At 71.0% G+C, this 23,413-nt stretch carries 26 protein-coding genes and 3 tRNA genes; 12 read left to right on the top strand and 17 right to left on the bottom strand.

The window, feature by feature from the left end:
• Window positions 1–64: 64 nt before the first annotated feature.
• Complete coding sequence (locus DEJ47_RS18535; protein ID WP_150169750.1) at window positions 65–493, bottom strand: SSI family serine proteinase inhibitor; 429 nt, start codon at window positions 491–493, stop codon at window positions 65–67.
• Window positions 494–685: 192 nt separating this feature from the next.
• Between DEJ47_RS18535 and DEJ47_RS18530 the strand changes: the two genes are divergently transcribed.
• The 8 genes from DEJ47_RS18530 to DEJ47_RS18500 all read left to right on the top strand — a co-directional run bounded on the left by DEJ47_RS18530 (window position 686) and on the right by DEJ47_RS18500 (window position 6,798).
• Window positions 686–776: transfer RNA gene (locus DEJ47_RS18530), tRNA-Ser, on the top strand.
• 201 nt (window positions 777–977) lie between these two features.
• Window positions 978–1,050 (top strand) — tRNA-Arg (locus tag DEJ47_RS18525).
• Between the two features lie 69 nt (window positions 1,051–1,119).
• On the top strand, window positions 1,120–1,998 hold the full coding sequence (locus tag DEJ47_RS18520) for a DUF2797 domain-containing protein (protein WP_150169748.1): 879 nt from the start codon (window positions 1,120–1,122) through the stop codon (window positions 1,996–1,998).
• Between the two features lie 160 nt (window positions 1,999–2,158).
• A complete protein-coding gene (locus tag DEJ47_RS36960) occupies window positions 2,159–2,509 on the top strand; it encodes an antibiotic biosynthesis monooxygenase family protein (protein WP_223828406.1) in 351 nt (116 codons plus the stop codon).
• Window positions 2,490–3,407 carry an amidohydrolase family protein gene (locus DEJ47_RS18515; protein ID WP_223828405.1) on the top strand — a complete coding sequence of 306 codons (918 nt, stop codon included), beginning with the start codon at window positions 2,490–2,492 and terminating at the stop codon, window positions 3,405–3,407. Before DEJ47_RS36960 ends, DEJ47_RS18515 begins: the two co-directional genes overlap by 20 nt.
• 110 nt (window positions 3,408–3,517) lie before the next feature.
• Window positions 3,518–4,267 carry a response regulator transcription factor gene (locus DEJ47_RS18510; RefSeq protein WP_150169746.1) on the top strand — a complete coding sequence of 250 codons (750 nt, stop codon included), beginning with the start codon at window positions 3,518–3,520 and terminating at the stop codon, window positions 4,265–4,267.
• A gap of 189 nt (window positions 4,268–4,456) precedes the next feature.
• Window positions 4,457–5,959 carry an MFS transporter gene (locus DEJ47_RS18505; protein ID WP_150169744.1) on the top strand — a complete coding sequence of 501 codons (1,503 nt, stop codon included), beginning with the start codon at window positions 4,457–4,459 and terminating at the stop codon, window positions 5,957–5,959.
• A gap of 62 nt (window positions 5,960–6,021) precedes the next feature.
• The gene (locus DEJ47_RS18500) at window positions 6,022–6,798 is read left to right on the top strand and encodes a TetR/AcrR family transcriptional regulator (protein WP_150169742.1); all 777 of its coding nucleotides are present in this window, start codon (window positions 6,022–6,024) and stop codon (window positions 6,796–6,798) included.
• 22 nt (window positions 6,799–6,820) lie between these two features.
• Here DEJ47_RS18500 and DEJ47_RS18495 read toward each other — a convergent pair whose 3' ends face one another.
• The 3 genes from DEJ47_RS18495 to DEJ47_RS18485 form a co-directional block, all read right to left on the bottom strand.
• Complete coding sequence (locus DEJ47_RS18495; protein ID WP_150169740.1) at window positions 6,821–7,648, bottom strand: YceI family protein; 828 nt, start codon at window positions 7,646–7,648, stop codon at window positions 6,821–6,823.
• Window positions 7,649–7,856: 208 nt separating this feature from the next.
• On the bottom strand, window positions 7,857–10,412 hold the full coding sequence (locus tag DEJ47_RS18490; RefSeq protein ID WP_150169738.1) for an MFS transporter: 2,556 nt from the start codon (window positions 10,410–10,412) through the stop codon (window positions 7,857–7,859).
• 13 nt (window positions 10,413–10,425) lie between these two features.
• Window positions 10,426–10,929, bottom strand: a complete 504-nt coding sequence (locus DEJ47_RS18485; RefSeq protein ID WP_150169736.1) for a MarR family winged helix-turn-helix transcriptional regulator — start codon at window positions 10,927–10,929, stop codon at window positions 10,426–10,428.
• Between the two features lie 174 nt (window positions 10,930–11,103).
• Between DEJ47_RS18485 and DEJ47_RS18480 the strand changes: the two genes are divergently transcribed.
• Window positions 11,104–11,307 (top strand): hypothetical protein, encoded by a 204-nt coding sequence (locus DEJ47_RS18480; RefSeq protein WP_150169734.1) that lies wholly within the window; start codon window positions 11,104–11,106, stop codon window positions 11,305–11,307.
• A gap of 309 nt (window positions 11,308–11,616) precedes the next feature.
• Here the strand turns inward: DEJ47_RS18480 and DEJ47_RS18475 are convergent, their stop codons facing one another.
• The 9 genes from DEJ47_RS18475 to DEJ47_RS36475 all read right to left on the bottom strand — a co-directional run bounded on the left by DEJ47_RS18475 (window position 11,617) and on the right by DEJ47_RS36475 (window position 17,282).
• On the bottom strand, window positions 11,617–12,429 hold the full coding sequence (locus tag DEJ47_RS18475) for a hypothetical protein (RefSeq protein ID WP_150169733.1): 813 nt from the start codon (window positions 12,427–12,429) through the stop codon (window positions 11,617–11,619).
• Window positions 12,430–12,504: 75 nt separating this feature from the next.
• Window positions 12,505–13,368, bottom strand: a complete 864-nt coding sequence (locus DEJ47_RS18470) for an RNA polymerase sigma factor SigF (RefSeq protein WP_150169731.1) — start codon at window positions 13,366–13,368, stop codon at window positions 12,505–12,507.
• Window positions 13,369–13,611: 243 nt separating this feature from the next.
• Window positions 13,612–14,472, bottom strand: coding sequence for an RNA polymerase sigma factor SigF (locus tag DEJ47_RS18465; protein ID WP_150169729.1), 861 nt, complete (start codon window positions 14,470–14,472; stop codon window positions 13,612–13,614).
• A 258-nt stretch (window positions 14,473–14,730) separates the two neighbouring features.
• A complete protein-coding gene (locus tag DEJ47_RS18460) occupies window positions 14,731–15,024 on the bottom strand; it encodes a Dabb family protein (protein ID WP_150169727.1) in 294 nt (97 codons plus the stop codon).
• Between the two features lie 43 nt (window positions 15,025–15,067).
• Entirely contained in the window at window positions 15,068–15,247 is a 180-nt protein-coding gene (locus DEJ47_RS18455; RefSeq protein ID WP_150169725.1) for a hypothetical protein, read from the bottom strand.
• A gap of 429 nt (window positions 15,248–15,676) precedes the next feature.
• Window positions 15,677–15,764, bottom strand: a tRNA-Ser gene (locus DEJ47_RS18450).
• 69 nt (window positions 15,765–15,833) lie between these two features.
• Complete coding sequence (gene tadA / locus DEJ47_RS18445; protein ID WP_150175723.1) at window positions 15,834–16,265, bottom strand: tRNA adenosine(34) deaminase TadA; 432 nt, start codon at window positions 16,263–16,265, stop codon at window positions 15,834–15,836.
• A gap of 69 nt (window positions 16,266–16,334) precedes the next feature.
• A complete protein-coding gene (locus DEJ47_RS18440) occupies window positions 16,335–16,898 on the bottom strand; it encodes a hypothetical protein (protein ID WP_150175722.1) in 564 nt (187 codons plus the stop codon).
• A 213-nt stretch (window positions 16,899–17,111) separates the two neighbouring features.
• The gene (locus DEJ47_RS36475; protein WP_165283766.1) at window positions 17,112–17,282 is read right to left on the bottom strand and encodes a hypothetical protein; all 171 of its coding nucleotides are present in this window, start codon (window positions 17,280–17,282) and stop codon (window positions 17,112–17,114) included.
• A 100-nt stretch (window positions 17,283–17,382) separates the two neighbouring features.
• On the opposite strand from DEJ47_RS36475, the gene upp reads away from it, so the two are divergent.
• A complete protein-coding gene (gene upp / locus DEJ47_RS18435; RefSeq protein ID WP_062780950.1) occupies window positions 17,383–18,018 on the top strand; it encodes a uracil phosphoribosyltransferase in 636 nt (211 codons plus the stop codon).
• On the opposite strand, the gene DEJ47_RS18430 is transcribed toward upp, so the two are convergent.
• Window positions 18,019–18,666: a LytR C-terminal domain-containing protein gene (locus DEJ47_RS18430; RefSeq protein WP_223828404.1), complete on the bottom strand. Its 648-nt coding sequence runs from the start codon at window positions 18,664–18,666 to the stop codon at window positions 18,019–18,021.
• 110 nt (window positions 18,667–18,776) lie between these two features.
• A complete protein-coding gene (locus tag DEJ47_RS18425; RefSeq protein WP_003999914.1) occupies window positions 18,777–19,073 on the bottom strand; it encodes a type II toxin-antitoxin system VapB family antitoxin in 297 nt (98 codons plus the stop codon).
• 189 nt (window positions 19,074–19,262) lie between these two features.
• On the opposite strand from DEJ47_RS18425, the gene DEJ47_RS18420 reads away from it, so the two are divergent.
• The gene (locus DEJ47_RS18420; RefSeq protein WP_150175720.1) at window positions 19,263–20,894 is read left to right on the top strand and encodes a helicase HerA-like domain-containing protein; all 1,632 of its coding nucleotides are present in this window, start codon (window positions 19,263–19,265) and stop codon (window positions 20,892–20,894) included.
• A gap of 28 nt (window positions 20,895–20,922) precedes the next feature.
• Here DEJ47_RS18420 and DEJ47_RS36470 read toward each other — a convergent pair whose 3' ends face one another.
• The gene (locus DEJ47_RS36470) at window positions 20,923–21,084 is read right to left on the bottom strand and encodes a hypothetical protein (RefSeq protein WP_161271018.1); all 162 of its coding nucleotides are present in this window, start codon (window positions 21,082–21,084) and stop codon (window positions 20,923–20,925) included.
• 56 nt (window positions 21,085–21,140) lie between these two features.
• Entirely contained in the window at window positions 21,141–21,482 is a 342-nt protein-coding gene (locus DEJ47_RS18415; RefSeq protein WP_150169723.1) for a hypothetical protein, read from the bottom strand.
• Window positions 21,483–21,741: 259 nt separating this feature from the next.
• Between DEJ47_RS18415 and DEJ47_RS18410 the strand changes: the two genes are divergently transcribed.
• A complete protein-coding gene (locus DEJ47_RS18410; RefSeq protein WP_150169721.1) occupies window positions 21,742–23,343 on the top strand; it encodes an ABC-F family ATP-binding cassette domain-containing protein in 1,602 nt (533 codons plus the stop codon).
• Window positions 23,344–23,413: the final 70 nt, after the last annotated feature.

Below are 23,413 nucleotides of genomic sequence, written 5' to 3'. Positions count from 1 at the left end.
TGGGCGCGACGCCGGATGAGAGGGAGGTCGCACGCAGAAGATGTGAGTTTTCAGTACCGCCTGGTCACGCGGAGGTCGCGGGCAGCACCGGTACGAGACCGTCCCACCGCGAGATCTCGCAGCCGTTGCTGCGGTCGTACGTCGCGTCGACCGGCCGGCCCTGCCAGGTTCCCGTGACGTGCGCGGTGGCGGGTCCGCCGTACTGCATCGTGCACATCGAGTCCTTGGGCACGGGCGCGAACGGGTCGGTCCCCCAGACGGTGACTTCCCGGAGCCGCTCGCACGCCTTCGCCGCGTCCGGGTGGGTGCCGCCCGTCGGGTGACAGTTCAGTTCGTACGTACCGTCGCCCGCGCCACCCGAACCGGTGACCGTGACGGTGAGGTGGTCGGTGGGAGGGGAGAGGGGCGCGTCCGCGGTGGCCTGGGCGGTGGCCGGCAGGGCGGACAGCGCGGCGACGGAGGCGGCGGCAGTGAGGACGAGACGACGCAGCATTTCTGGCTCCACGGGTACGTCGGGACGGTTGGCTCTACGGGACTAACGCCGTTCGCCCCGGGATGTTGCGGTGCCCCGTAACGCTTTGCCCTGCGGGCTGCACGCCTAGTACCGTGGGTGCCGCGATTGGTGACACACCCACTGGCTGTGTCATCATCTGCACGCACCCCCGCTCGCGCAGGTGTGCAAGCTGGAGGCGTCGCCTAGTCCGGTCTATGGCGCCGCACTGCTAATGCGGTTTGGGACTTAAATCCCATCGAGGGTTCAAATCCCTCCGCCTCCGCAGCTTGATCCGAAGCCCCGGTCCTCCTGGACCGGGGCTTCGGTGCTTGTCGAAGAAGTGCTTGTCGAGGAAGTTTCCGCAGCTCACAAGGGGTCCGGACAACGGATTTCACATGGCGGCGGCAGTCATGTAATGTTCTTCCTGTCGCCGCGAACGGGCCGAAGGGCCGGGAAGCGGAGACGAGAACAAAAGAAAAAACAAGCACTCGTAGCTTAACGGATAGAGCATCTGACTACGGATCAGAAGGTTGCAGGTTCGAATCCTGCCGAGTGCACATGAACAAGAGGCCCCCGGAGATGATCCGGGGGCCTCTTGCGTTGTCCGGGCGCGGGGAGTGACGGCGGTGGAGTGGCGTTGTGCGGGGCTCGGGTGGCCGGACGGGGTGCCCGAGCTGCGGTGGGACGGTGGGCGGCGCAGCGTGCTCGCGTACGGGCGGGACATCGGGTTCCGGGCCGTCGGGGAGCGGCGGTGCGTGGGGGCGCGGGGCAATCCGTGTCCGCTGCGGGCCGTCGTGCCGGGTCCAGCGACGCGGGCGCGGTGTCCGGAGTGCGCGCGGCTCGACCGGGCGTTCTCGGTGGCGGCGGACGGGGTGCCCGACGATCCGCGGACGTACCGGGTCTACCTCGCGTGGTTCGGGGCCGGTGTCGTGAAGGTGGGGATCACGGCGGAGGAGCGGGGCGCGGGGCGGCTTCTGGAGCAGGGGGCCGTGGCGTTCTGCTGGCTGGGGCGCGGGCCGCTGATGGCGGCGCGGCGTACGGAGGAGCTGCTGCGGGCGGCGCTCGGGGTGCCGGACCGGGTGCCGTACGCCCGCAAACGTGGGCTTCGGGGGGCGTTGCCCGGATGGGGCGAGCGGGAGCGGGAGCTCGCCGAGCTGCACGGTCGGGCCGTGGCGCTCGGCGGGTGGGCGGAGGCGCTGGAGCGGGTGCCGTTCGCCGCGGTCGACCACTCGGGGGCGTTCGGGCTCGACGGCCGGGGCGGTCCGGCGGCGACGGATGGCGTGGTGCGGGAGCTGGTCGACGGCGGGGCGGTCGCGGGGCGATTGGTCGCGGCGGCCGGACCCGATCTGCACCTGGAGGTGGCCGGCGGGGGCGTGCTGGTGGTCGACACGCGGATGCTCGTGGGGTGGGAGCTGGTGGCCGCGGGTGCGGGGGCGGGGGTGACCGTGCCGGTGCGGCCGGTGGAGACCACGAGCGGTGGCGCCGAGCAGGACGGGCTGTTCTGAGGTCGTCGGCAGGACGGGCTCTTCTGAGGTCGTGGGCGGTGCGGGCCTTTCTGGGGTGTCGGCCGGTTTGCTGACCGAATGGTCAAGTCCGGTCGACCGTTGGGCAAGAGTGGGCCGAAAAGGGTGGACGCGGGTGCGGTGCGGGCCCGAGTGTGGCGACATGAGTGATCACGCCACCGGTCCTGTCGGACCCTTCGAACCGCCCTACTACTCCGTCGTCTTCTCCTCCGTGCGCACCGAAGGCGACAACGGCTACGGCGAGATGGCCGACCGCATGGACGAACTCGTCGTGGACGTGCCGGGGTACCTCGGCACCGAGTCGGCCCGCACGCCCGGCGGCCTCGGCATCACCGTCTCGTACTTCCGCGACGAGGAGTCCATCAAGGCCTGGCGCAGCAACCTGGAGCACCGCGTGGCCCAGCGCCGGGGTCGCGAGGACTGGTACGAGAAATACGTCCTGCACGTCGCGAAGGTCGAGAGGAGCCACGGCTTTGTGCGGCAGCAGCCGTAGTACGGACACCGGCACCGATGTCGGCGCCGATGCCGCCGCCGTGCGCGGGTTCTGGGAGCGGCTCGGGCTTCCCGGGCTGATCGACGTACACACGCACTTCATGCCGGAGCGGGTGCTGCGGAAGGTGTGGGCGTACTTCGACTCGTTCGGGGCGTCGGGCGCGGTGGAGTGGCCCATCACGTACCGGCACGAGGAGGAGCGGCGGGTCGCGCTCCTCGGGGAGTTCGGGGTGCGCGCCTTCACCTCGATGCTGTATCCGCACAAGGCGGGCATGGCGGAGTGGCTCAACGGCTGGGCCGCCGACTTCGCGCGCCGCACGCCCGGCTGTCTGCACACCGCGACGTTCTTCCCGGAGCCGGGCGTGGACCGGTATGTGAAGGAGGCCGTGGAGGCGGGCGCCCGGGTCTTCAAGGCGCATGTGCAGGTGGGCGGGTACGACCCCGACGACCCGCTGCTCGACCCGGTGTGGGGGCTGCTCGCCGAGGCCGGGGTGCCGGTGGTCATGCACTGCGGGTCCGGCCCCGAGCCCGGCGAGCACACGGGCCCCGAACCGGTCGCCGCGCTCCTCGCCCGGCACCCGCGCCTTCCGGTCGTCGTGGCGCATCTCGGCATGCCGGAGTACGCCGAGTTCCTCACGCTCGCGGAACGGTACGAAGAGGTGCGCCTCGACACGACGATGGCGTTCACCGACTTCAGCGAGGGCCTGATGCCGTTTCCGGCGCGGGAGCGGGGGAGGCTGGCCGACCTGGGCGGGAAGGTGCTGCTGGGCAGCGACTTCCCCAACATCCCGTATCCGTACGTCCATCAGCTGGAGTCCCTGGAACGGCTCGGGTTCGGTGACGCGTGGCTGCGCGGGGTGCTGTACGGGAACGCCGCGCGGGTGTTCGGGGTGGAGTGAGGGCGGCCTCGGGGGCGGCAGGAGGGCGGCGGGAGGGGCGGCGGGCTTTCTCAGGGAATTCACAGGTTCGCGCAAGAGAGCTCTCAGGGGCGCCCCGCAGGGTGTGGGGCATGACCACGACCACGCCTCAGGCGCGTACCGAACTGCTCAGGGCGGACGGGAGCCCCGTCCGTGTGCTCGTCGTGGACGACGAGGTGTCGCTCACCGAGCTGTTGTCCATGGCCCTGCGCTACGAGGGCTGGCAGATCCGCAGCGCGGAGGACGGGGCGGGCGCCGTGCGGGCCGCGCGGGCGTTCCGGCCCGACGCCGTGGTGCTCGACATGATGCTGCCCGACATGGATGGGCTGTCCCTGCTCGGCAGGCTGCGCCGGGAGATGCCGGACGTGCCCGTGCTGTTCCTGACCGCGAAGGACGCGGTGGAGGACCGGATCGCCGGGCTCACCGCGGGCGGCGACGACTACGTCACCAAGCCGTTCAGCCTGGAGGAGGTCGTGGCGCGGCTGCGCGGGCTCATCCGGCGGGCCGGGGCCGCCGACAAGCGTGGTGCGTCCACGCTGGTGGTCGGGGACCTGACGCTCGACGAGGACAGCCACGAGGTGACGCGCGGCGGGGATTCCATCCACCTGACCGCCACCGAGTTCGAGCTGCTGCGGTACCTCATGCGGAACCCGCGGCGCGTGCTCAGCAAGGCGCAGATCCTCGACCGGGTGTGGAACTACGACTTCGGGGGCCAGGCCAACGTCGTCGAGCTGTACATCTCGTATCTGCGCAGGAAGATCGACGCGGGCCGTGAGCCGATGATCCACACGCGGCGCGGGGCGGGGTATCTGATCAAGCCCGCGGTGCCCGTCCCTTCGTGAGACATGTGAGACGCGTGCGGCTCACGCTGCGGACGCGGCTCGTTCTCTCCGCGGTCGCGCCACGTTCTCCGACCTGACGCCGCCCGGCACACAACTCCCTTGTACGCCGTACGGGAACTGCTCTACGGTGTACGTCGCGGACCCGCCTCGTACACCGTAGAACAGCAGGAACCCGTAAAGGGAGGGCAGATGACGGCAACGACCGCCGAGAACCCCACCGCCTCACCACGGCACCCGCAGCGCTGGCTGATCCTCGGCGTCATCTGCCTGGCGCAGCTCACCGTGCTGCTCGACAACACCGTCCTCAGCGTCGCGATCCCCTCCCTCACCAGGGAACTGGACGCGTCGACGTCCGACATCCAGTGGATGATCAACGCGTACTCGCTGGTCCAGTCCGGCCTGCTGCTCACCGCGGGCAGCGCCGCCGACCGCTACGGCCGCAAGAAGATGCTCGCCGCGGGCCTCGCCCTGTTCGGCATCGGCTCGCTGGCCGCGGGCCTCGCGCAGAGCTCGGGGCAGCTCATCGCCGCCCGCGCGGGCATGGGCATCGGCGGCGCGCTCCTCATGACCACCACGCTCGCCGTCGTCGTGCAGATCTTCGACGACGCGGAGCGCGTCAAGGCGATCGGCCTCTGGGCCACCATCAACTCCCTCGGCTTCGCGGCCGGTCCGCTGCTCGGCGGGTTCATGCTCGACCACTTCTGGTGGGGCTCGATCTTCCTGATCAACATCCCCGTGGCGCTGCTCGGCCTCGCCGCCGTCCTGAAGCTGGTCCCCGAGTCCAAGAATCCCCAGGGCGACCGCCCCGACCTGGTGGGCGCGCTGCTCTCGACGATCGGCATGGCCTCCGTGGTCTACGCGATCATCTCCGGGCCCGAGCACGGCTGGACGTCCGGGCAGGTCCTGGTCTCCGCCGCGGTCGGCGTGCTCGTCCTCGGCGCGTTCGCGCTCTGGGAGCTGCGCATCCCGTACCCGATGCTGGACATGCACTTCTTCCGCAACCAGCGCTTCGTCGGCGCGGTCGCGGGCGCCATCCTGGTCGCCTTCGGCCTGAGCGGCTCGCTCTTCCTGCTCACCCAGCACCTCCAGTTCGTGCTCGGCTACGAGCCGTTGGAGGCGGGCCTGCGCACGGCGCCGCTCGCGGTCACCATCGTGGCCCTCAACCTGATCGGCGTCGGCGCGAAGCTCCACGCCAAGATGGGCACGCCCGGCACGATCGTGACCGGCATGAGCCTCAACGCGGCGGGCCTCGCGGTCATAGCGGTGCTCGGCGGCGACAACTACGACGGCATGCTGCTCGGCCTGATCATCATGGGCGCGGGCATCGCGCTCGCCATGCCGGCCATGGCCAACGCCATCATGAGCGCCATCCCGCCGGAGAAGGCGGGCGTGGGCGCGGGCATCAACGGCACGCTCGCGGAGTTCGGCAACGGCCTCGGCGTCGCCGTGCTCGGCGCGGTCCTCAACTCCCGCTTCGCGTCCCTCGTCGCGGTCTCCGCCGCGTCGTTCCCCGCGGCCATGGCGGCGGCGAAGTCGTCCGGCGAACGCGAACGGATCGCCGACGCGTTCTCCTCGGGACTGGAGACGAGCCAGCTGGTGGGCGCCGCCGCGGTGTTCGCCGGAGGCGTCCTGGCGGCGGCGTTGTTGCGCAGGGCGGAGAGGGCAGACTCCGTGGGTAAGACAGCGGCATAGCATCAGGTGGAGGCGGACCGCCCGGCTCCGGTTGACCCGAGGACCAACGAGGAAGGTGCGCCATGACGAAGGCAGCCGGCCGCACGAAAGCCGCGGCGAAGACGAGTGTCTGGCTGCAGGACAAGGCGCCACGCGGCGGCGGCCGCAAGGTCGACCAGCCGAGCGGACTCGACCGGGACCGCATCACGCGGGCCACGGTCCGGCTCCTGGACGCGGAGGGACTCGACAAGTTCTCCATGCGCAGGCTCGCCGGCGAACTGAACGTCACGGCGATGTCCGTCTACTGGTACGTGGACACCAAGGACGACCTCCTGGAGCTCGCCCTCGACGCGGTGTGCGGCGAGATGCGGCTCCCGGACACGGAGACGGCCCCCGAGGAGTGGCGCGACCAGCTCCGCGCCCTGGCCGACGAGTACCGCGCGACGCTGATCCGCCACCCCTGGGTGTCCCCGCTCGTCGGCCGCTTCCTCAACATCGGCCCCAACTGGCTGGCCTTCGCCCTCGCCATCCAGAAGGCGGTGGGGAACACCGGGCTGCCCGCGTACACGCAGAACGGCGCGATCTCCGCGGTCTTCCAGTTCGTGTACGGCTTCGGGACCATCGAGGGCCACTACCTCGCGCGGTGCGCGGAGGCGGGCATGTCCCCGGAGGCGTACTACCGCGAGGCCATCGGCACGGTCCGCGAGGAGCTCGCCGAGCACGGGGTGCTGGAGAGCGCGGACGAGCTGATGGCCGCGCGGGGCGACGACACGGTCGAGGAGATGTGGGCCCGCGACTTCACGATCGCACTGGACCTGATGATCGCGGGCATCGAGTCCCTGCTGGCCAAGAACCCCTAGACCGTGGCGTGCCGGGGCGTCGTCAGGCCTGCGGCAGGGCCTCGCCCTGCACGGCCTGGATGTCCAGCGTCACCTTCAGCGTCGTGCCGATCGCCGAGATGCCCGCCTGCACCACCTGGTTGTAGTTCATCGCGAAGTCCTCGCGGCGCAGCTCCGCCGTGGCCCGGAAGGCCGCACGCGTGCCGCCCCACGGGTCCGCGCCGGTCCCCAGGTAGGTGAGGTCCAGGTCGACCGGGCGCACGACGCCGTGCATGCCGAGCTCGCCGTGGACCGTCCAGCGGTCCGTGCCCGCGGGCGACAGACCGCTCGACCGGTACGTGATCTCCGGGTACTGCTCGACGTCCAGGAAGTCCGGCGACTTCAGGTGACCGTCGCGCATGCCGTTGCCCGTGTCGATCGACGCCGACCGGATGACCGCCTCGACGCGCGACTTCTCGATGTCGTCGGCGGCCCCGGCGATCTCGATCCGCCCGCCGAACTCCGTGAACCGGCCGTGCACGCTGGTGATCCCGAGGTGCTGGGCGACCGCGCCCACGGTCGAGTGGGCCGGGTCGATGGTCCACGGTCCGGGCGGCGGCAGCTCGGTGCCGCCCTGCCGGGCGAGGACGACGTTGCCGACCTCCGCCCGACCGCTCGCCGTGACGAGCGCGGTGGACGCGACGGGCGCGTACCCGACGGCGGTCACGATGACGGTGTAGGGCCCGGCCGCGAGGGCGGCCCCGTCCCGTACGACACCCTCGTCGTCCGCCTCGGCGCGCAGTACCTGCGCCCCGGTCATGTCCGTCACCGTGACGACCGCGTGGGGCACGGCCCATCCGTCACGCGTCCGGATCCGAGCGTTCAGTGCCATCCCGTTCATCTCCTTGCCGGGCTTCCCGCTCCGGGAAGCCTCACAGTCCGAGCCCGTCCGGGCTCAGTGCACGCTTCGATACGCGGACGGCCCCCGGCGGCGGTGACTGGCCGTCCCCTGCCATGTGTGCCACCGCCGGCCCGGGGGCCTTTCCGCAACCGGCCCGTGGCCGCGCCTCCGCTCGGGGCGCGGCCACGGGCCGGAGCCGTCACTCGCCCGGGTGGGCGAGCTCGATGTCGTGGCCGTCGATGCCGCTGCCGGCCACCGTCAGACCCGTGGCCACCGGCGGGTACCCCGTCGCGATGACCGTGTAGTCGCCGCTGTCCAGGTCGGTGAAGGCGTACGCCCCGTCCGTCCCGGTGGTCGCGGTGGCGACGACGTTGCCCGCGGCGTCCACGAGGGTGACGCGCGCGTCGTTCAGCGGCGCGCCGCCCGCCCGCACGGTGCCGAGCACCCGGGCGCCGGAGTTGAGCTCGACCTCGACCCGGGTGACCCCGGTGCCGCCGACCTCGACGGGCAGCGCCAGCGGGCGGTGTCCCGCGGCGTTCACCGCGATGGTGACGGTGCCGGGGACCAGCTCGGCGAAGGTGAACTCGCCCTGCTCGCCGGAGAGTCCGGTGGCGAGGACGTCACCGCGCACGTCGGTCACGATGACCATGGCGCCGCTCACGGGCAGCTTGCTGTCCGCGTCCCGCACCAGACCGCTGAGGCCACTGGTGCCGCTGAGCAGGATGTCGTACGCGAGGGCGTCCTCGCCCACGACGACCGTGGACGCCTGCGGCTGGAACCCGTCGGCCGACGCGATGAGCACGTACGAACCCGCGCCCGGGGCGTCGACGGAGTAGGAGCCGTCGCCCTGCGCGACCGAGCGGCCGAGCTGCCGTCCCCCGAGGGAGATCAGCGTGACGGCGGCCTGCGGGACCGGCGCGCTCTCGGCGCCGCGGACGAAGCCGCGTACCGGGACGCCGCCCGTGATCTGCGGGAGCTCACCGGAGCCCGCGCCGGGCTGCGCGGCGGACGCCACGGCGGCGAGGCGCTGCGTGCCCTCGGGGCCGGGCTCGGCGCCCGACGCGACGGAGGCGAGCACGGGCTGCTCGGCGGTGGCGGTGGCCGTGGCCGCGGCGCTGTCCGCCGGAGCCGTGCCGTCCGTCGTCTCCGAAGCGGCCTGGGCCAGCGCGCCCGAGGTCCGCAGCGGGACCTCCTTGATGAACAGCGTGATCAGGAAGGCGATCAGCGCCATCGGGGCGGCGATGAGGAAGACATCGGCGATGCCGTGGCCGTACGCGCTCTCCATGACCGTGCGGAACGGCTCCGGGATCTTCTCCAGGTCCGGGATGCCGCCACCGCCGGTGCCGCCGTGGCCGAACTGCGCGGCGGCCTTGGGGCCGAGGTCGGTGATGCCGTCCTTGACGTAGTCGGTGATCCGCGTGGCCATGATCGCGCCCAGCGCAGAGACACCCATGGCGCCGCCCAGCGAGCGGAAGAAGGTGACGACGGAGGAGGCGGCACCGAGGTCCTGCGGCTCGACCTGGTTCTGCGTGCAGAGGACGAGGTTCTGCATCATCATGCCGATGCCGAGACCCATCAGGGCCATGAAGATCGCGATGTGCCAGTACTCGGTGTCGTACCGGATGGTGCCGAGCAGGCCGAGGCCCGCCGTCACCAGCACGCCACCGCTGACCAGCCACGCCTTCCACTTGCCCGTCTTGGTGATGACCTGGCCGGACACGGTGGAGGAGACGAACAGACCACCGATCATCGGGATGGTCATGACGCCGGACATCGTCGGGGACTCGCCCCGGGCCAGCTGGAAGTACTGGCTGAAGAACACCGTGCCCGCGAACATCGCGACACCCACGAAGAGCGAGGCGAGCGAGGCGAGCGTGATGGTGCGGTTGCGGAAGAGCCGCAGCGGGATGATCGGCTCGCTGGCCTTGGACTCGACGAAGACGAAGATCAGCCCGAGCAGCACCGAGCCGCCGACCATGGCGGCGGTCTGCCACGACATCCAGTCGTACTTGTCACCGGCGAAGGTGACCCAGACGAGGAGCAGGCAGACGGCGGCGCTGATGAAGAAGGCGCCGGCCCAGTCGACCTTGACGTCCCGCTTCACGACGGGAAGCTTCAGCGTCTTCTGGAGCACGATGAGCGCGATGATCGCGAAGGGCACGCCGACGTAGAAGCACCAGCGCCAGCCGAGCCACGAGGTGTCGGTGATGACACCGCCGAGCAGCGGACCGCCGACGGTGGCGACGGCGAAGGTCGCACCGAGGTAGCCGGAGTACCGGCCGCGCTCGCGCGGGGAGATCATCGCGGCCATGACGATCTGCGCCAGGGCGGAGAGACCGCCCACGCCGATGCCCTGCACAACGCGGCAGGCGATCAGCATCCCTGCGCTCTGCGAGAGACCGGCGACGACCGAACCGCCGACGTAGATGATCAGGGCTATCTGTACGAGCGCCTTCTTGCTGAAGAGGTCGGACAGCTTGCCCCACAGGGGCGTCGTCGCGGTCATCGCGAGCAGCGACGCGGTGACGACCCACGTGTAGGCGGACTGGCCGCCGCCGAGGTCGCCGATGATTTCGGGCAGGGCGTTGGAGACGATCGTCGACGAGAGGATCGCCACGAACATGCCGAGCAGCAGCCCGGACAGCGCTTCCATGATCTGCCGGTGCGTCATCGGAGCGTTCTCACCGCTGTGACCGTGGTGAGCTCCGTGCTTGGCATGGCTGCCCCGCACACCGGCTGGTGTGGTTGTTGCCATGGACTTCCTTTTCTTACGCGGGTGTACGGGTGGTCTCCGACGTGGTCTGTACGTCGTGGGGGGAAGGGGAGAGCCGGGCCGAAGCCGCGCGGCAGTCCCCGAAGCTGTCACGCAGACGCGCGAGCAGCGTGCTGAGCTGGACGACCTCGTCGTCGGTCCAGTCGTGCAGGTAGTGGGTGAGCGTCCGGATGGAGAGCTCGGAGAGCTCGTCCACCTTGGCCTTGCCTCCGGTGGTGAGCCGCAGGATCCGGGAGCGTTTGTCGGCGGGGTCGGGATCGCGGACGATCCACTCCTTGTCCGCGACATGGGCGACGTGGCGGCTGGTCACCGACGTGTCGACGGCGAGCAGCTCCGCGAGCCTGCTCATCCGCATCGCTCCGTGGCGGTCGAGCAGGATGAGCACGGCGGCGGATCCGGCGGGGCAGTCGTGCGGCAGGCCCCGGCCGAGACCGCGCTTCACGGCACCGATGGCGCTGAGCTGTCGGGCCAGCTCTTCGTACTGACGCTGCGCGGCCACGGCACCTCCAATTTTTTGTTGCTTAGGGCAACGATAGAAGCGGTTGGTTGCCGCAGGCAAATTAAAAAGGGCCCATCGGACTAAAGAGTCGGCAAAGCGTTGGGGCTCCGCTCGTAAAGTCGCTGGCCAGAGGGGGTTGGGCCGATGGCCGTGGATTCGCTAGGGTCCTGCTCCATGGCACACAACCCCCAGGGCAACCAGGGCAACCCCGATCCCGCAGGCAGCACGCAGATGTTCCGCGCGTTCGTCGATGAGGCACCGCGCGGCGGCCGCGCGCAGGCGGCACCTTCCTCTTCCGGCCCGCGTGTGGGCCTGATCGTCGGCGTGATCCTCGCGATCGCGGTGGTGGCAGGCGTGGCCTGGCTGGCGCTGGCCTAGCGGATCTCTCGCGCCTCCGCCTTCGGCCGCGGGCGCGTGGGGGCTGACCGCACAGTTCCCCGCGCCCCTGGGCGGTCCGGCCCGAGCCCGGCCTTTCAATGGCCCTGGGTGGGGCGCAGTTCGGGGGCGCGGGGAACTGCGCGAGCAACCACGATGTGCCCGCGGACGTGCAAGGGAGCCCGTCCCTTGGGTGGTCCGGGCTGAGCCCGGCCTTCCGGGTGGGCCCGAGCGGCGGTGACGGTCAGGGGCGCGGGGAACTGCGCGGCCGACCCCCACGCACCCGCGGACGCACACCGCCTCCGGTACGGGCTAGCGCCACTTCACCGCGACGTCTCGCGTCTCCACGTGCATACCGAGTGGAACCCGCCACGCGTCGACACATACCGGCCAGGTTTTCAGCTTCTTCTGTCCGGGTCCGATCGGCGCCGGCAGCTCCACGGTCGACTCGATCGTGGCCCAGTCGACGCCGAGCGCGCCGATGACGTGCGTCCCGAAGGTCACCGTGCCCGAACGCACCGGTGAGCCACCGGTGTTGCGGAAGGTGACGGTGACGTTCTCGCACCAGCGTTTGTCCGCGGGCTTCCGCTCGGGGTCGCCGACGGAGAGCGCGGCGGGCCCGCTGGGCGGGTCGGGCCGCGGGTCGGGCGTCGGCTCGGGCTCGGGGTTCGGCTTCTGAGGGTCGGGAGCGTCCGTTCCAGGTCTGCCATCGCCAGCGCCAGGGCCAGAGCCCGCGCCAGTGCCCGCACCCGCACCCGTACTCGTACCCGTACGCGGAGCCGACGCCCCCGAGCCGCCGGAGCGGGCCTCCACAGGTTCGCCTGACTCCGAACTCCCCGCCGTGGCGGGCGGCTTCCCCTCCGAGCCGCCTGCACCACGGGGCCCCGCCGGGGAGGACGAACCCTCACCCCCGCGGGCAGCGGAGTCGCCGTCACCGTCCGCCTCGTCCAGCGGCACCAGCTTCACGTCACGGTCAGGGCCCACGGCCTGTCCCCGCGCCCGCTCGGGTACCGCCCCGGTCGCCACGTAACCGTCACCGCCGCCGTCGCCGCAGGCGGACACCAGCCCGCCGAGGCAGAGCACGGCGGCACCCGCTCCGAGCACGTTCCGTACGCCACGTCGCATCGCGCCAGTGTGGCTGACGGGTCGTCAATTAGGAACCCCGTCAGCAACACGGTTCAGCACGCGCCGCGTTGGCGCTCAGTCCGAGATGAGCCCCTCGCGCAGCTGCGCGAGCGTCCGGGTCAGGAGCCGGGACACGTGCATCTGCGAGATGCCGACCTCCTCGCCGATCTGCGACTGCGTCATGTTGGCGAAGAAGCGCAGCATGATGATGCGGCGCTCGCGCGGCGGCAGCTTGGCGAGCAGCGGCTTGAGCGACTCGCGGTACTCGACGCCCTCCAGGGCCGTGTCCTCGTACCCCAGCCGGTCCGCGAGCGACCCCTCGCCGCCGTCGTCCTCGGGGGTCGGGGAGTCGAGCGACGACGCGGTGTACGCGTTGCCGACGGCGAGGCCGTCGACGACGTCCTCCTCCGAGACGCCGAGCGCGGCGGCGAGTTCGGGCACGGTCGGCGAGCGGTCGAGCCGCTGGGCGAGCTCGTCGCTGGTCTTCGTGAGGGCGAGCCGCAGTTCCTGGAGGCGGCGCGGCACGCGCACCGACCAACTGGTGTCCCGGAAGAAGCGCTTGATCTCGCCGACGACCGTCGGCATCGCGAACGTCGGGAACTCCACGCCGCGTTCGCAGTCGAAACGGTCGATCGCCTTGATCAGGCCGATCGTTCCGACCTGGACGATGTCCTCCATCGGTTCGTTGCGACTGCGGAAGCGAGCGGCCGCGTACCGCACGAGCGGCAGGTTGAGCTCGATGAGCGTGTCGCGTACATAGACGCGCTCCGGGCTGTCCTGGGCGAGCGTGGCGAGCCGCAGGAAGAGGGAGCGGGACAGGGTCCGGGTGTCGATGGCTTCCGAGGCTGTTGAGCTGTGAAGCGCGTCGGGCGCGGATTCGCTCGGGCTCTTGACGAGCGTGAGCGTGAGCACCTTCGAGCTGCCCTGGTCTGCGGACATGCCACCCCCTTGAGGTCGCGGACGGTCGCGGCGAGCGCTCCGTCGGAGGAACGCAGCCTCCACCTGAATACCGGAGGTGGGGCTACGGCAAACGCGGTTCCAGCAGAATGTCACATGTCGGCAACACGCTGTAGTTACTTGTCGACAAACAAGGGTGACATTCGTGCAGGAAAGAGGGGGTCCGGGGCTTATCGGCAAAGAGTGCCGTCGGGAACAGCCCCGACGGCACTCCACTCGAACCGGTTACGCCTCGATACGGTTTGCGGACCGGAGGCGTGCGAAGCTCCTGGCGAGCAACCGCGACACGTGCATCTGCGAAACACCGAGCTCCGCGCTGATCTGGGACTGCGTCAGATTGCTGTAGTAGCGCAGGAGGAGGATCCGCTGCTCGCGCTCGGGCAGCTGGACGAGGAGGTGGCGTACGAGGTCGCGGTGCTCGACGCCGTCGAGTGCGGGATCCTCGTAGCCGAGCCGGTCGAGCAGGCCGGGCAGTCCGTCGCCCTCCTGGGCCGCCTCCAGCGAGGTCGCGTGGTACGAGCGGCCGGCCTCGATGCAGGCCAGCACCTCGTCCTCGGTGATGCGCAGCCGCTCGGCGATCTCCGCGGTGGTCGGCGAGCGCCCGAAGGCGGTGGTGAGGTCCTCGGTCGCCCCGGTCACCTGCACCCACAGCTCGTGCAGGCGCCGCGGTACGTGGACGGTGCGCACGTTGTCGCGGAAGTACCGCTTGATCTCGCCCACCACGGTCGGCATCGCGAAGGTCGGGAACTGCACGCCGCGCTCGGGGTCGAACCGGTCGATGGCGTTGATGAGACCGATGGTGCCGACCTGGACGACGTCCTCCATCGGCTCGTTGCGGCTGCGGAAGCGGGCGGCGGCGTACCGCACGAGGGGCAGGTTGGCCTCGATGAGCGCGCCGCGCACCCTGCCGTGTTCGGGGCTGCCCGGCTCCAGGTCCTTGAGCTGGCCGAAGAGGACCTGGGTGAGGGCGCGGGTGTCGGCACCCCGCGTGCTTCCGGTGCTGGTCGTGCTTCCGGTGCTTCCCGAACTCCCGGTGCTCTGGGTGGTCCTCGCGGGCGGCGCTTCGGGCGCAGTACTGGCCGGCACGGTCAACGCCACCCCTTCTCAGACAGGCACTGTCGGTCAGGCTCAGTCAAGCTCGGTCGACGCGCGGTCGACCTCGGTCAACTCATCCGTCAAAAGCGGTCATAGCATCACAAGACATGTGCACTGTGTGCAAGCACCCGAAAACTACGTGTTGAGGGCAAGTTGGGGCGTACGACGACGGAAGGCCCCGCACCTTCGCGGTGCGGGGCCTTCCGGGGGCCGGTGGGGCGAGCGGCTCGGGACTCGTGGCGGACGGGATCAGAACTCGTAGTCGGCGATCACCCACGTGGCGAACTCGCGCCACAGCGCGACGCCCGCCTGGTGGGCCGGGTGCTCGATGTACCGCTTCAGCGCATCGACGTCGTCGACCGCCGAGTTGATGGCGAAGTCGTACGCGATGGGGCGGTCGGTGATGTTCCAGTCGCACTCCCAGAACCTGAGCTCCGGGATCTGGTCGCCGAGGGCGCGGAACGCCTCGACGCCCTCGACCACGCGCGGCTCGTCGCGTCGGACGCCGTCGTTGAGCTTGAAGAGGACCAGATGGCGGATCACGGGCACTCCTTGGAGAGGGGGGAAGCTGCGGCTGGACAGCCGCTCAGTCCTTGCCTCCGTTGGCGACCCACGTCATGAAGTCGCCGATGCTCTGAGCGGCGCTCGAAATGCCCTCGAACCCTATCTGCACGTAGTCGGCGGCTTTGGCGGGGTCGGTGATGATCACGTAGAGCACGAAGACGACCACCGCGAACAGGCCGAGCTTCTTCCACTGCACTGCCACGATCTGGCCTCCCCTTGCCGTGCCCCGTGTGACCCCTGTGACGGCGGCGAGTCTAACCCGGACGGTCCTGACGGGGTTTTTAAGGACCAACGGCCCGGCAGCAGAGGTCCTTTGCCCGAGCTCCGGGCGCGGCCCGGGGAGCAGGATGGGTGGTGAGCCCGGCGGATCTGGCAGGAATCCGCAGGGCGAGGGACTGGTCCCACTGCGGGGTCCGCGCCGTCTGCTTCCCCCCTGACGGCGGCGTTGACTTGAGGGCCGGTCCTCGTCGGGGGGAGCGGCTTGTCCCCCCGATGCCGCTTCCCCCGTCCTGACGCAAGAGAGAACCCCGGTGCCGTACAGGTGCCGGGGTTCTCTCTGTCCTGCCCGCGGGGTGGGTACCGGGGTACGACGAAGGGCCCGTCCCTCAGGACGGGCCCTTCGTGTCAAGAGCGGTAGCGGTGGGATTTGAACCCACGGAAGGGGGTTACCCTTCACTCGCTTTCGAGGCGAGCTCCTTCGGCCGCTCGGACACGCTACCGAGAGGAACTCTAGCCCAAGGTGGGCCGCTGACAGAAATCCGTTGGGACCGGCCCCGGATTTCGGCGGTTCAGCGGTGCCGGAAGAAGTCCGTCAGCTGTGCCGAGCACTCCTCGGCGAGGACGCCGTGGACGACCTCGGGCCGGTGGTTGAGCCTCCTGTCGCGTACGACGTCCCAGAGCGAGCCCGCCGCTCCCGCCTTCTCGTCGCGCGCTCCGTAGACGACCCGGTCCACGCGGGACTGCACGAGCGCGCCCGCGCACATGGTGCACGGCTCAAGGGTCACGACGAGGGTGCAGCCGGTCAGCCGCCACTCGCCGAGCCGCGCGGCGGCCCTGCGCAGCGCGAGCACCTCCGCGTGCGCGGTGGGGTCGCCGCCGGCCTCGCGTTCGTTGTGCCCGGCGGCGATCACCGTCGTGCCGTCCGGGGACAGCACGACGGCGCCGACGGGAACGTCACCGCCCTGGCCGGCCAGCTCGGCCTCGGCCAGAGCGAGCCGCATGGGCGCCCGCCAGCGGTCGCGTACGGGATCGGATGGGGTCGGATTGATCGGGTCGGTCACACGGGGAACCTAGCGGACGGTCTCCAGCACCTCCGCCGCTCCGAGGATGTCGGCGATCTCGCTGAGCGCGTCACCGCTCTCCAAGGCGAGCAGATCCTTCTCGGGCACCCCGAGGTCGGCGAGGATCTCCGAGTCGCCGAGCGGCCCGGCGGGCGCACCCGGCGTACCGGAGTCGTCGTCGGACACCGGTTCGCCGGCGGCGTCGGCGTCCGACGCCTCCGGTTCGCCGTCCTCCGTGCCGTCGAGGTCCAGGGCGTCCAGGTCGACCGCCCCGTCGTCGTCGGGGGTCCGGCCGAGCATCTCGTCGGTGAGCAGGATCTCGCCGTACGAGCTGCGGGCGGCCGCGGCCGCGTCGGACACGTAGATACGAGGGTCCTCCTCACCGTCGACCCGGACGACGCCGAACCACGCGTCTTCCTGTTCGATGAAGACGAGCACCGTGTCGTCGTCGTAATCGGCCGTGGCTTCACGGGCCAGGTCGGCCAGATCCGACAGGGTCTCCACATCGTCGAGCTCCGTGTCGCTCGCTTCCCACCCGTCTTCGGTGCGCGCGAGCAGTGCGGCGAAGTACACCGTGACTCTCCCACTGGTCATAGGCAGTGCCGGTTGGCGGTTTGGGGTCCCCCCGGCGAGGTCGGGGAGCGGGGAGTGCGGTACGAAGCCCCGCCCATTCGGAATCGTGGCAGAAACGGCGCCGTCAGGAGAGGTCTTCCGGCCGCTGTGTTCCGCGTCGCGTTTCTCCGCGGCCTCGCCGGGCCCGCCGCCGGGCGGGCGGCCGACGGGTCGCTACCAGCGGAACGTGCGCATGCGCATCTGCTGTCGCATGCGTGCCGCCCGGGCGCGGCGCGGCTTCACGCGCTCGCGCAGCTCGATGGCCTCGGTGCGTTCACGGAGGAACTGGGCGCGTCGTCGACGGCGCTCGGTGTCGGTCTCGTCTTCCGGACTGTGCTCCGTCATGCGCCACACCACCTCGGTTCGTACGTCTCCACCTTCCCTCGGATGGCGGTGTTGATGCCAGCGAGAGGCGTGGGGCCCGAGCCCGGTTACTGTTGATGTCATGCGGATCCACGTCGTCGACCACCCGCTGGTGGCGCACAAACTCACCACGCTGCGCGACAAGCGCACCGACTCCCCGACCTTCCGGCGCCTCGCCGACGAGCTGGTCACCCTGCTCGCGTACGAGGCCACCCGGGACGTGCGCACCGAGCAGGTCGACATCGACACCCCCGTGACGCGGACGACGGGCGTGAAGCTGTCGCACCCGCGCCCGCTGGTGGTGCCGATCCTCCGTGCCGGTCTCGGCATGCTCGACGGCATGGTGCGGCTGCTCCCGACCGCCGAGGTGGGCTTCCTCGGCATGATCCGCAACGAGGAGACCCTGGAGGCCTCCACGTACGCGACGCGCATGCCGGAGGACCTCTCCGGGCGTCAGGTGTACGTCCTGGACCCGATGCTCGCCACGGGCGGCACGCTCGTCGCGGCGATCCAGGAGCTCATCAAGCGCGGCGCGGACGACGTGACCGCCGTGGTGCTGCTCGCCGCCCCCGAGGGCGTCGAGGTCATGGAGCGCGAGCTGGCGGGTACGCCGGTGACGGTCGTGACGGCCTCGGTCGACGAGCGGCTCAACGAGCAGGGGTACATCGTGCCGGGGCTCGGCGACGCGGGCGACCGCATGTACGGGACCGCGGAGTAGTCAGCAGTTCTTTCCGGACGCGGAGGGCGTCGGCTCGGGCTTGGCCAGTGCGGCCAGGGCCTTGTCGGCGTCCTCTTTTTTCGTCAGGTTCTTGAACTTGTCGCCGATGACGAGGTCGACCTCGCCGCTCCTGCGGGCGTCGGAGCGGTGCTCGGCGCCGGCGAGCTGCGTGCCGAGCACGGGCAGCGCGGTGTCGGTGGCCGACCTTGCGCCGAGGAGCAGCCCGGTGCCCTTGACCTTCTTGTCGTACGCCTTCGTCGCGTTGCCGACCTTGCCGATGGTGAAGCCGCGCTTCTTCAGCTCGCCGGCGGTGTTCTTGGCGAGACCGCCGCGGGGCGTGGCGTTGTAGACGTTGACGGTGATCTGCTTCGGCGTGGGCAACGGTTTCTGCCGCTGCTGCGATGTCCGGGAGGCATCCGCGGCCCGTGCGCAGTCCCGGGAGGCCCGGCCCGCGGCCGACGCCTTGCTGCCGCCCGTGAACACGTCGATGAGCTGCAGCGTGCCCCAGCCGAGCAGGCCGACGGCCGCGACGGACGCGATGACCGCGAGCACGATCCTGCGGCGACCGCTGGGGCGGCGCATCCGTGGATATTTGTCCCCCGTGATGCGGTACTTGCCGCCCATGCCGGGGGGAGTGAGCATGCTCATGGGCGCAGCGTAGTGCGGCGGGGCGGTGATGCCTACTAAATGATCATTACCCGGGGCCCACTGCAACCCGAAAGGGCCAATGCGGGCGGCGATCGCCTCCCGGCGGCCGGTCAGTCGAGTTCGAGCACGCGCGCGTGGAGCACCTGGCGCTGCTGGAGCGCGGCGCGGACCGCGCGGTGCAGGCCGTCCTCGAGGTAGAGATCGCCCTGCCACTTCACGACGTGCGCGAAGAGGTCGCCGTAGAAGGTCGAGTCCTCGGCGAGGAGGGTCTCCAGATCCAGCTGGCCCTTGGTGGTGACGAGCTGATCGAGGCGGACCGGGCGCGGCGCGACGTCCGCCCACTGCCGGGTGCTTTCCCGGCCGTGGTCGGGGTACGGCCGGCCGTTTCCGATGCGCTTGAAGATCACACGGAAAGCCTACCGGGCAAGGCTCTCCGGGCGCAGCCATGGAGACGGAGTGCGAGCCTGGGAAATGACGCCCTAAATCGGGTCAAAGCGGGAACGCCTCAGCCGGGAACAGGGGACGAAGTGAGCGAGAGCCAGCCGATTCCGTCCACGCCGGGCCATGTGAACCGCCCGAACGAGTCCGCGCCGGGTATGGGGGTGACGAGTGGAAGCGACGGTTCCGGGGGTGCGGACACACGTACGGACACACGTGCGGACACAGGCGGGGACGCGGGTGGCGCGAGAGGCGCGGACGCGGGGAGACCGCTGCCTGTGGAGGCCGCGGAGATCGCCGCCGGGTACGACTTCACCGGGCCCGCCCTGGAACTCGGCGCGCTGTTGTGGGGCGGGGAGTGCCTCGCCGACGCGCAGATCCGCGTCCCGCTGCCCATGCTCAACCGCCACGGCCTGGTCGCCGGTGCGACCGGCACGGGCAAGACCAAGACCCTGCAGCTGATCGCCGAGCAGCTCGCCGCGCAGGGGGTCCCCGTGTTCCTCGCGGACATCAAGGGCGACGTCTCGGGGATCTCCGCCCCCGGCGAGGCGGGCGACAAGGTCGCGGAGCGGGTCGCGGACGTCGGGCAGGAGTGGGAGCCGACGGGGTTTCCGAGCGAGTTCTACGCGCTCGGCGGCATCGGCACGGGGATTCCCGTCCGGGCCACGATCACCAGCTTCGGCCCTGTCCTTCTCTCCAAGGTGCTGCAGCTGAACCAGACCCAGGAGCAGTCGCTGGGACTGATCTTCCACTACGCCGACCAGAAGGGGCTGGAACTGGTCGACCTGAAGGACCTCCGCGCGGTCGTCACCTTCCTCACGTCGGACGAGGGCAAGCCGGAGCTGAAGGGCATCGGCGGCCTGTCGACCGTCACGGCCGGGGTCATCCTGCGGGCGCTCACCGCCTTCGAGGCGCAGGGCATGGGCGACTTCTTCGGGGAGCCCGAGTTCGACACGAGCGAGTTCCTGCGGCTCGCGCCGGACGGGCGGGGCCTCGTGTCCGTCCTGGAGCTGGCCGACGTCCAGGACAAGCCGCAGCTCTTCTCGACCTTCCTGATGTGGCTGCTCGCCGACCTCTACAACGACCTGCCCGAGGTCGGCGACGTGGAGAAGCCGAAGCTCGTCTTCTTCTTCGACGAGGCCCACCTGCTCTTCAACGGCGCGTCCAAGGCGTTCCTCCAGGCGATCACGCAGACGGTGCGGCTGATCCGTTCGAAGGGCGTCGGCGTCTTCTTCGTGACGCAGACGCCGAAGGACGTGCCCGCGGACGTGCTCGGGCAGCTCGGCAACCGGATCCAGCACGCTCTGCGGGCGTTCACTCCCGACGACCAGAAGGCGCTGAGGGCGACGGTGCGGACGTTCCCGGATTCGGCGTACGACCTGGAGGAGGTCCTCACCGGGATCGGTACGGGCGAGGCGGTGATGACCGTACTCGGTGACAAGGGTGCGCCCACGCCGGTCGCGGCGACCCGGCTACGGGCCCCCGAGTCGCTGATGGGGCCCGTCGAGTCCGGGGCGCTGGAGCGGGCGGTGCGGGCGTCGGTGCTCTATCCGCGGTACGCGGAGGCGGTGGACCGGGAGTCGGCGTACGAGAAGTTGAGCGCGCGGGAGGCGGAGCGGCCCGCGGCTTCGGAGGCGCCTCCGAGCAGGGGAAGGGGCGGGGGAGGGGGCTCCGTGGTGGAGCAGGTGGTGGGGAGCGGGATGTTCAAGTCGCTGTTGCGGTCCATGGGGACGCAGATCGGGCGGGAGATCTCGCGGTCCGTGTTCGGGACGGCTCGGCGCAGGCGGTAGCGCCGAGCCGTCCGGGGACGGCGCCGCGTCAGGTGTTCTCGCCGGGTGTGGGCTGCTGACCCGGCCGGCCGGGCTGGGGGTCGTCCGCGTCGTGCTCGGACGTGGTGGTGGGCGGCGCTTCGGGGGGTGTCGCGCGCACCGCTTCGGCGCGGAGCAGGGCTTGCAGGGCCGCGTGGGGGTCGATCGGCATGGGGGTGTCCTTCTGCGTTGCGGTGGTGGGGATGGCCGGGGCGGAGGCGGGCTCCCTCAGCAGCGCAGGACGACCGAGCGGGGGGTGGGTACGTGGGGGAGGAGACGGGGCGGGGCGGGTGCGGGACGTGCGGCGGGGCGGGGTGGCGCAGGGGTGCGGGGCCGTGCGGTGGGGATGTGGGTGGCACGACGGGTGGGGAGGCGGAGGCGTAGGGCGGCGTCCGTGAGGTCGTGCTGGATCTCGCTGCCGCCGGTTTCCGTGGAGAGGGCGGCGGGGGGCGGTGCGGCGGTGGCCGGGGTGCACGCCGGGGCGAGGGTGACCAGGAGGACGGTGAGGAGGGTGAGCAGCGCCCGGGGCCACGGGGTGTGGCGGCGTGACGGGGTGGGCGGGACGCTCATCTAGGGCATGTCCCCGGGCGGGGCCCGCATCGATCGCGTCGGCGCCGGATGCCGCCCTCATGGACTAAGAGGCCGGGGTCGCAGCGGAAGCGGGTGGGACGGCCCGGGACCGACGACGGGGGCGCTCCCCGTAAAAGAAAGTGCGGCGTCGTCGCCGTCCGCGTTAGCCTCGCCCCATGTCTACGCCCCGCATTTCCTAGCCAGGACACACGCCTCCACGCCACCCGTGTGTCCATTCGCTAGTGCGGAGCGTTATCCCATGATCACCGTTCGAGGTGTCGACGTGCGCGTCGGCGCCCGCCTCCTGCTGTCCGACGTCTCCTTCCACATCGCCCCCGGCGACCGCGTCGGTCTCGTCGGGCGCAACGGCGCCGGCAAGACCACCCTGATGAAGATCCTCGCGGGGCAGACCGCCCCGGCGGAGGGCACCGTCACCCGTACCGGCTCCGTCGGGCATCTCGCCCAGGACCCGCGCGCCGCCGACCCCGCCGTCACCGTCACCGACCGCATCCTGTCCGCGCGTGGCCTGGACGAGGCCGTCGCGGCGCTGCGCACCGCCGAGGCCGCCATGGCCGACGCCGTGGGACCGGCGGCGCAGGAGCGGGCCATGGCCGCCTACGCCCGCGCGGACGACCGTTTCCAGGCGTACGGCGGATACGCCGCGGAGGCCGAGGCCGCCCGGGTCGCCGCCGGGCTCGGGCTGCCCGAGCGGGTGATGGGCCGGCCCGTCGGCGAACTGTCGGGCGGCCAACGCCGCCGCGTCGAGCTCGCGCGGATCCTGTTCGCGCACCACGACACCGTGCTCCTCGACGAGCCGACCAACCACCTGGACGCCGACTCGGTGACCTGGCTGCGCGCGTACCTGGCCGGATATCCGGGCGGTGTCGTGCTGATCAGCCACGACACCGGGCTCCTCGCCGACACCGTCAACCGTGTCCTGCACGTCGACGCGCAGCGCGCCACCATCGACGTCCACAACACCGGCTGGCACGCCTACCGCGCCCAGCGCGCCGCCGACGAGCGGCGCCGTACCCGCGAACGCGCCAACGCCGAACGGAAGGCCGCCTCACTGCGCGCACAGGCCGACAAGATGCGCTCCCACGTCGCCACCGCCACCGCCGCGAAGAACATGGACCGGCGCGCCGATCGCATGCTCGCGGGGACGGAGCCGGGGCGGCGGAGTGAGAAGGTCGCGCGGATCCGGCTGCCCGAGCCCGCACCGTGCGGCCGGATGCCGCTCGGCGCGGTGTCGCTGAGCAAGTCGTACGGGACCCATCAGGTGCTGCACGGCGTCAACCTGGCCGTCGACCGGGGGAGCCGGCTCGTCGTCCTCGGCCTCAACGGTGCCGGGAAGACGACGCTGCTCCGGCTGCTCGCCGGGCGTGAACTCCCGGACGCGGGGCGGGTGGTGGCGGGGACCGGGCTGCGGCTCGGGTACTTCGCGCAGGAGCACGACACGCTGGACGGTACGCGGACGGTCCGGGAGAACCTCGCGGGCGTGGCCCCGCAGCTGACCGACGGCGAGGTCCGGCGCGTGCTGGGGTCCTTCCTGTTCGGCGGGGACGACGCGGACAAGCCCGCGTCGGTCCTGTCGGGCGGGGAGAAGACGCGGCTCGCGCTGGCCGGACTCGTCCACTCCGGCGCGAACGTCCTGCTCCTCGACGAGCCCACCAACAACCTCGACCCGGCGTCCAGGGACGAGGTGCTCGGCGCGGTGGGGACGTACCCCGGAGCCATCGTGATGGTCACGCACGACGAGGGCGCGATCGACGCCCTGCGCCCGGACCGGGTGCTGCTGCTCCCGGACGGGGACGAGGACATGTGGAGCGCCGGCTACCGGGAGTTGGTGGCGCTCGCCTGACCGGTTCCGGCCACCGGCCTCCCATGCCGTTGTTGTCGAATTGTCTAGTTGGGCGTGCGGCCCGTACGCG

The sequence above is a fragment of the Streptomyces venezuelae genome, from assembly GCF_008642355.1.
Classification (GTDB): domain Bacteria; phylum Actinomycetota; class Actinomycetes; order Streptomycetales; family Streptomycetaceae; genus Streptomyces; species Streptomyces venezuelae_B.
This window is presented reverse-complemented; position numbering and strand designations above follow the sequence as displayed.

Bases quoted from the DNA above. Each gene is read 5' to 3' on its own strand.
- DEJ47_RS18430 (WP_223828404.1), bottom strand. From the start codon at position 18,666: ATGAGCATGCTCACTCCCCCCGGCATGGGCGGCAAGTACCGCATCACG.
- DEJ47_RS18500 (WP_150169742.1), top strand. From the start codon at position 6,022: ATGACGAAGGCAGCCGGCCGCACGAAAGCCGCGGCGAAGACGAGTGTC.
- DEJ47_RS18410 (WP_150169721.1), top strand. From the start codon at position 21,742: ATGATCACCGTTCGAGGTGTCGACGTGCGCGTCGGCGCCCGCCTCCTG.
- DEJ47_RS18490 (WP_150169738.1), bottom strand. From the start codon at position 10,412: ATGGCAACAACCACACCAGCCGGTGTGCGGGGCAGCCATGCCAAGCAC.
- DEJ47_RS36960 (WP_223828406.1), top strand. From the start codon at position 2,159: ATGAGTGATCACGCCACCGGTCCTGTCGGACCCTTCGAACCGCCCTAC.
- upp (WP_062780950.1), top strand. From the start codon at position 17,383: ATGCGGATCCACGTCGTCGACCACCCGCTGGTGGCGCACAAACTCACC.
- DEJ47_RS18495 (WP_150169740.1), bottom strand. From the start codon at position 7,648: ATGGCACTGAACGCTCGGATCCGGACGCGTGACGGATGGGCCGTGCCC.
- tadA (WP_150175723.1), bottom strand. From the start codon at position 16,265: ATGCGGCTCGCTCTGGCCGAGGCCGAGCTGGCCGGCCAGGGCGGTGAC.
- DEJ47_RS18480 (WP_150169734.1), top strand. From the start codon at position 11,104: ATGGCACACAACCCCCAGGGCAACCAGGGCAACCCCGATCCCGCAGGC.
- DEJ47_RS18415 (WP_150169723.1), bottom strand. From the start codon at position 21,482: ATGAGCGTCCCGCCCACCCCGTCACGCCGCCACACCCCGTGGCCCCGG.
- DEJ47_RS18420 (WP_150175720.1), top strand. From the start codon at position 19,263: ATGGGGGTGACGAGTGGAAGCGACGGTTCCGGGGGTGCGGACACACGT.
- DEJ47_RS18535 (WP_150169750.1), bottom strand. From the start codon at position 493: ATGCTGCGTCGTCTCGTCCTCACTGCCGCCGCCTCCGTCGCCGCGCTG.
- DEJ47_RS18470 (WP_150169731.1), bottom strand. From the start codon at position 13,368: ATGTCCGCAGACCAGGGCAGCTCGAAGGTGCTCACGCTCACGCTCGTC.
- DEJ47_RS18510 (WP_150169746.1), top strand. From the start codon at position 3,518: ATGACCACGACCACGCCTCAGGCGCGTACCGAACTGCTCAGGGCGGAC.
- DEJ47_RS18475 (WP_150169733.1), bottom strand. From the start codon at position 12,429: ATGCGACGTGGCGTACGGAACGTGCTCGGAGCGGGTGCCGCCGTGCTC.
- DEJ47_RS18505 (WP_150169744.1), top strand. From the start codon at position 4,457: ATGACGGCAACGACCGCCGAGAACCCCACCGCCTCACCACGGCACCCG.
- DEJ47_RS36470 (WP_161271018.1), bottom strand. From the start codon at position 21,084: ATGCCGATCGACCCCCACGCGGCCCTGCAAGCCCTGCTCCGCGCCGAA.
- DEJ47_RS36475 (WP_165283766.1), bottom strand. From the start codon at position 17,282: ATGACGGAGCACAGTCCGGAAGACGAGACCGACACCGAGCGCCGTCGA.